This window comes from Bradyrhizobium sp. STM 3809 (assembly GCF_000239795.1).
In the GTDB taxonomy this organism is placed as follows: domain Bacteria; phylum Pseudomonadota; class Alphaproteobacteria; order Rhizobiales; family Xanthobacteraceae; genus Bradyrhizobium.
Genome location: NZ_CAFJ01000123.1, coordinates 1 through 5196 on the forward strand (window position 1 = coordinate 1; position 5196 = coordinate 5196).

The 5196-nt window shown below is 65.8% G+C and carries 7 protein-coding genes; 4 read left to right on the forward strand and 3 right to left on the reverse strand.

All coding sequences use genetic code 11. The annotated features are described in order from the left end of the window. Positions 1–23: 23 nt before the first annotated feature. The 3 genes from BRAS3809_RS06140 to BRAS3809_RS06145 form a co-directional block, all read right to left on the reverse strand. Positions 24–716, reverse strand: coding sequence for a phytanoyl-CoA dioxygenase family protein (locus BRAS3809_RS06140; RefSeq protein ID WP_008961227.1), 693 nt, complete (start codon positions 714–716; stop codon positions 24–26). A gap of 339 nt (positions 717–1055) precedes the next feature. After that, positions 1056–1220, reverse strand: coding sequence for a hypothetical protein (locus tag BRAS3809_RS36495; protein ID WP_170323258.1), 165 nt, complete (start codon positions 1218–1220; stop codon positions 1056–1058). Further along, a complete protein-coding gene (locus BRAS3809_RS06145) occupies positions 1201–2202 on the reverse strand; it encodes a metallophosphoesterase (protein ID WP_083839056.1) in 1002 nt (333 codons plus the stop codon). The genes BRAS3809_RS36495 and BRAS3809_RS06145 overlap by 20 nt, the downstream gene beginning before the upstream one ends. 309 nt (positions 2203–2511) lie before the next feature. On the opposite strand from BRAS3809_RS06145, the gene BRAS3809_RS06150 reads away from it, so the two are divergent. The 4 genes from BRAS3809_RS06150 to BRAS3809_RS35495 all read left to right on the forward strand — a co-directional run. Further along, entirely contained in the window at positions 2512–3519 is a 1008-nt protein-coding gene (locus BRAS3809_RS06150; protein ID WP_008961231.1) for a sensor histidine kinase, read from the forward strand. Then, positions 3506–4168: a response regulator gene (locus BRAS3809_RS34485; protein WP_008961232.1), complete on the forward strand. Its 663-nt coding sequence runs from the start codon at positions 3506–3508 to the stop codon at positions 4166–4168. The genes BRAS3809_RS06150 and BRAS3809_RS34485 overlap by 14 nt, the downstream gene beginning before the upstream one ends. Further along, positions 4098–4355 (forward strand): hypothetical protein, encoded by a 258-nt coding sequence (locus BRAS3809_RS06160; protein WP_035655497.1) that lies wholly within the window; start codon positions 4098–4100, stop codon positions 4353–4355. Before BRAS3809_RS34485 ends, BRAS3809_RS06160 begins: the two co-directional genes overlap by 71 nt. A gap of 367 nt (positions 4356–4722) precedes the next feature. Then, the coding region (locus tag BRAS3809_RS35495) for a pectate lyase-like adhesive domain-containing protein (protein WP_035655498.1) at positions 4723–5196 on the forward strand (474 nt) is incomplete at its 3' end.

Genomic DNA, 5196 nt, shown 5'->3' on the forward strand with positions numbered 1-5196 from the left:
CTAATCCGCCCTACTCTCTTGTCTCATACTCCCAGCCACTTCAATCCACCCGGCAACGCATCCGCCGCAAAATCGACCTGCAGCACGCGGCGGTGGCCGGGCTGCGCTGAGGGCTCCGAGGCGTGCAGGATCGGCGTCGCATACAGCCAGATATCGCCCGGCTCGGCGCAGCACATCACGGTGCCGCAACGCGCGACGACGCCGGGCACGTCGGCTTCCGCGATACGGCCGAGGCGGTGCGAGCCGGGGGCGATCAGGAGCGGGGCGTTGCCGTCGGGCACGGCATCGAGATGGACGCGCAGGGTGAGCATGCGCGCAAGCACGGCGTCGGGCGGCGCGACGTGCTGCAGACCGCCCTTGATGGTCCACGGGCCGAAGCCTGCAACCTCGATGCGGTTGCAGACCACGATGGTGCGGTCCTGATGCCAGGGCACGGCCCAGTTGGCCTGGGCGGTCTTGTCGAAATAGACGGCGCGGACCGGGCGCGTGGCGTCGCCGAGAACCGCGGCAGCGGCGCGGCCGACCGGGCCGTCATTGGCGAGGAACGGAGTCAGCGCAGCAACGCCGTGCAGTCGCGTGCCGGCCTGCGCCGGCGCATGGCGCGAAAGCGCGGCGGCGAGGTCGCGCAAGACGGATGCGTCGAGCGCTGCGGGCATGTGCAACGCACCGGCGCCGGCGAAATGCGTTGCTTGGTCTGGAGACAGCACGGAGGTCATGAGCGCGTGAGCTTAAAGCGGCGTGCCCAACTCTGGCAACCTCGCGCCTTCGCGGCCGTCATTTCGGAAGACTCGCCTCACCACCTTCCGCGACTCGGCACCCGCTCCAAACCGGATCGGTGAACCCGGCCGAGCGCCATCACCTTGAACCGCGGACGCATCTGGAGCCCAGCCCAGTCCGGGAAGTGGCGCAGAGCCATGGCGCGCTCATTCAGCCCATCGGGCGACACGACGCATTCCTCCGCAGAACAGCCGGAGCGACGAGCGCCGACGAGCATGACCGATGGAGCTTGCTCCCTCCCGGCATCGCGTGGCCTTGCCTGAACTGCGCCGCGCGCTCTAGCGCGCGCAGAACACGTTCGAATTCTCGGGGCCCTGCGGCGACCACAGCGGTGTCTCGCCGCCTTTCGCGCAGATCACGCCGACCTTCTGACCGCTTCCCGAGCCGACGATGTGCAGCGCGCCGCCGCCGCTGTTGTTGCTGTCATCGATGCCGCTGCTCATGCCGGTATCGATCAGGAACAGCAGCCCGTAACGCTGAAAGAAGNCGCCCCGCATCACGGGTGACGTCCGGCTTCCGATCATCTTTCGACTTGCAGGCCGTGTCGGGGCTGTAGAACTGAACCTCCTCGTACTGATGACCCAGCACGAAGTGCCTGACTTTCGGATCGCTCGACAGCGCGGCCGCATTGCTCTCCAGCAGCTGCTTGGGATCGGTCTTGCAATTTCCGGCGTAGACCCAGGGATATTTGTTCGGTCCCTTCTTGTTCAGACGCGCCTGGAGAATGGAGTTGGGATCTGCGGCCAGGTCATGCAGTCCGAGCTTGCCGATCTGCGCGATCGAGCGGCCGCCGCTGTTGCCGCCATGACTGAAGAGCCACTCGTTGACGCGGACCGCGATCGGCAGTGCGCACAGGAATTCGCCGAGACCGAGCGAATCGCGGCAATGGGCGACATCCTCCGGCTTGAGCTTCAATCCTTGGAGCTCGCCTCCGAACTTTTCGGTCTTGGGATCATCCGGATCGTCGAGAAATTCGGCTTCGTGATTGCCGAGCGTGACGATCACGCGGCCGCCCTTGGCGGCAGCGTCGCGCTGCAGCGCGCGCAGCAGCATGATGACGCCGACGGAATCACAGCCCTTGTCGATCAGATCGCCGGTGATCACCAGGATCTTGCGCGCCCCCGTCCAGGATACGGCCGGCGGCGTCTTCAACGGCTGCGAACATCCCGCCAACGACATCGCCTCGATCAGTCCCGCGGCGGCGAGCACCGTGGCCAGGCGGCTCGGATCGCCGTGCGGATCGCCGACCGCGAAGATCTCCTCCGACGTATCCAGCTGAACGATGGCCGGGCTCGGGCTCCAGCCCGGCTTGTTCGCGGCACACTCGGCGGCCCCGCCGCCCACGAGCCATGCGAGCAGACAGCTCGCAACCCAGGTCACATGAGAAGCACGCATATAAGAAGCACGCATATGAGAAGCACGCATATGCCCTCCACTTCTCGCGCGCCACCGGCGACAGCGAAGCAGACCCGCGTAGTTCCGGGGAACAGTCAACCGTCAGTTCCCCGGAGTGTCAACGGACATTCGCGCCCCGCGAGTGTCGATTGGCAATGCTCATTCAGGATGAGCGCGCGGGCGATGGTTCCGGACGGCCACCTGAGGGGCGCGGCTTGTTCGGGCACGGCGGGGGGCGGTATGTTTTGGCAACTTTGACGGAATGGTGCGTTGTCCGAGTGACTTCGGCTCGGTGCCGACCTGGTTCCGACTTGGTTTCGTAAGCGGGGGACCCGACCGATGAACCTTGAAGATCTCTACCGCCTGCTCCGCACCAGCCATGTTCAGGCGCAAGGCATCGTCGACACCATCAACGAACCTCTGCTGGTGCTCGACGAGAAGGCCTGCGTGATCGACGCCAACCGCGCCTTCTTTGCCACCTTCCTGGTCGAGCGGGACGACACGATCGGCACCTCGCTCTACAGCCTCGGCAACGGCCAGTGGAACATTCCGCGATTGCGCAGCCTCGTGTCCGAGATCATTCCGCGATCGACGGCCGTCGTCGACTACGAGGTCACGCATACCTTTCCGGCCATCGGCACCCGCACCTTCCTGCTGACGGCCAGGCGCCTCTGGAAGCCGGATGACAACAGCACCCACGTGCTGCTGGTCTTCACCGATGTCACGCAAAGGCGCGCCAGGGAACACGAGAGCTCGCTGCTGTTCTCTGAACTCCGGCACCGCATGAGGAACCTGCTCGGCGTGATCCGGGCCATCGCCAACCAGACCGAGACGACCGGGAAGACGGCGCAGGACTACAAGACCGTGTTTATGGGACGCCTCGAAGCGCTGATGGCAGCCCAGTCGCTGATGATAGCCGGCTCCGCGGACATCGATCTGGCCAGCCTGGTCACCAAGGTCGTCGGTGGGCTGGGCGCGGACCGGCTGGTCCAGCATGGTGGACCCGCCGTCGCCATCGCGCAGAAGCAGGTCATTCCGCTGACCATGATCCTGCACGAGTTCGCGACCAACGCGCTCAAATACGGCGCTTTCGGCGAACGCGGCGGCACCGTCGAGATCAGCTGGCAACTCAGCGGCGGCACGTCCGAGCCGCAGACGCTGCTGCTGTCGTGGCAGGAGAGGTGTGACCGGCCGATCGTCAAGCCCACCCGCCAGGGCACGGGAACGAGCATCATCGAGAACGGCGCCAAGCTCGCCTTGCAGGGATCGGCGCAATTGACATTCGACAGCCAGGGACTGACCGCCCGTCTCCGCATTCCGGTAGCAAGCGCGCATGAGCATGAGTGAGACCGCGGCACGCCAGGCCGAAGCCGTCGTGCTCGTCGTGGAGGACGAGTTCCTGATCGCCATGGAGTTGAAGGTCATATTGAACGACGCGGGCTATGCGGTGCTGGGGCCGGTCGCGACGGTGTCCGGCGCGCTGCAGCTTCTGGCCGACCATCACCCCGACGCAGCGATCCTCGACGTCAATCTCGAAGACGGCCGCTCCTCGGCGGCGGCGCAGCAGCTCGTCGAGCGCAGGATCCCCTATCTCGTCGCAAGCGCGTATCACGCGTCCGATTTCGCCGATGAGCCACTGCTCACAGCGGCGGTCAATGTCGGCAAGCCGACGCTGGCTGCTCCGTTGTTGTCCGAACTCCGGCGGATGCTCGCCGCCGCAGACGAGCAGTCCTACAGCCTGCGCCGTGTTCCCTTGGGGAACAGCTCCCTTGGGCTCCCTTGGGGAACAGCTCCTGCGATCACCAGTGGTGGCACCACGAAGCAACAGTGCAGGCGAGATTCCGCTCTCGCCGCCAATGTTAATTTGCGGCGCGGACGCGAGTCACTCCTGTTGGTCGGAGAACGCGACCATGGGGAGGATGTCGATGTTGCGGAGCGTGATCGGTGCGGGGCTTGTGCTGCTAGCCCTGGGATCGGAGATGCGGGCGGCCAATGAGGCGGGGGCCGCGGACCACATGTCGTGCTCGGACGTGCGCTACTACGTCGAGAAATACACGGCCGAGGTCGCCGAGATGTATGCGCGCAGCCGCGGCGCGACCGATGCGCAGATCAACCGCGCCCGGCGCTGTCTGACGCCGACGCATTTCCGCCGCGCGGAGCGGTGGCGGAACTACACGGAATAGATCGCGGGACATGGCGACGGGCGTGACGACGTCGGCCGACGGCAGATGATCGCGCCGTTGCAAGATCCCGCAGAACTACGGAGTTCATGCAGCGAAGCGGTATCCAAACACATCCAACTCCTCAGTGCCTGTCGCCGTTCGGCAACAATCGTAAACAAGGCGTAAAGGTGGCACACATTTCGTAACAGTCACGCGTGAATTGCAACCGCGGGGACGCTAGCGTGGGCCGGCTTTTCCAGAGTCGGTTTTTCGCGTCCGCAGTCAGCACTGCTGATCGATGTTCGAGGCATTGATGTCGTTGCAAATGATCGCCGCCCCCTCACGCCCGAAATCCATCATCCGCCGGCGGGCGCAACGCTGCTGGCGCATGGCCTGGCTCGCCGGCACGGCGCTGGTCGCGATCAGCGGCAGCGCGCAGGCGCTCGACGTCGCGACGCAGGCCGACTGGAATACCGCCGTGGCCGCGGTCGCGGCGGCCGGCGCCAACTCGACCATCAACATCAACTTCACCGCCGGCTTCACGCTGTCGAGCTCGCTCGGCGCGCTGGTGGCCAATGCCAGCAACGTCACGGTCAACATCACCGGTAACAACAACACCATCGACGGCGCGTCCGCCTTTCAGGGCATCCAGGTCAGCGGCAGCAACGCGCCGGTCGTAACGATCTCCAATCTCACGATCAACGCGATGCGGGCGCGCGGCGGCAATGGCGGCGGCGGCGGTGACGGCGGCGGCGGCGGCGGCCTCGGCGCGGGCGGCGGCCTGTTCGTGGCGTCCGGCGCAAGCGTCACCATCGACAACGTGACCTTCACCAACAACGCGGCGGTCGGCGGCAATGGCGGC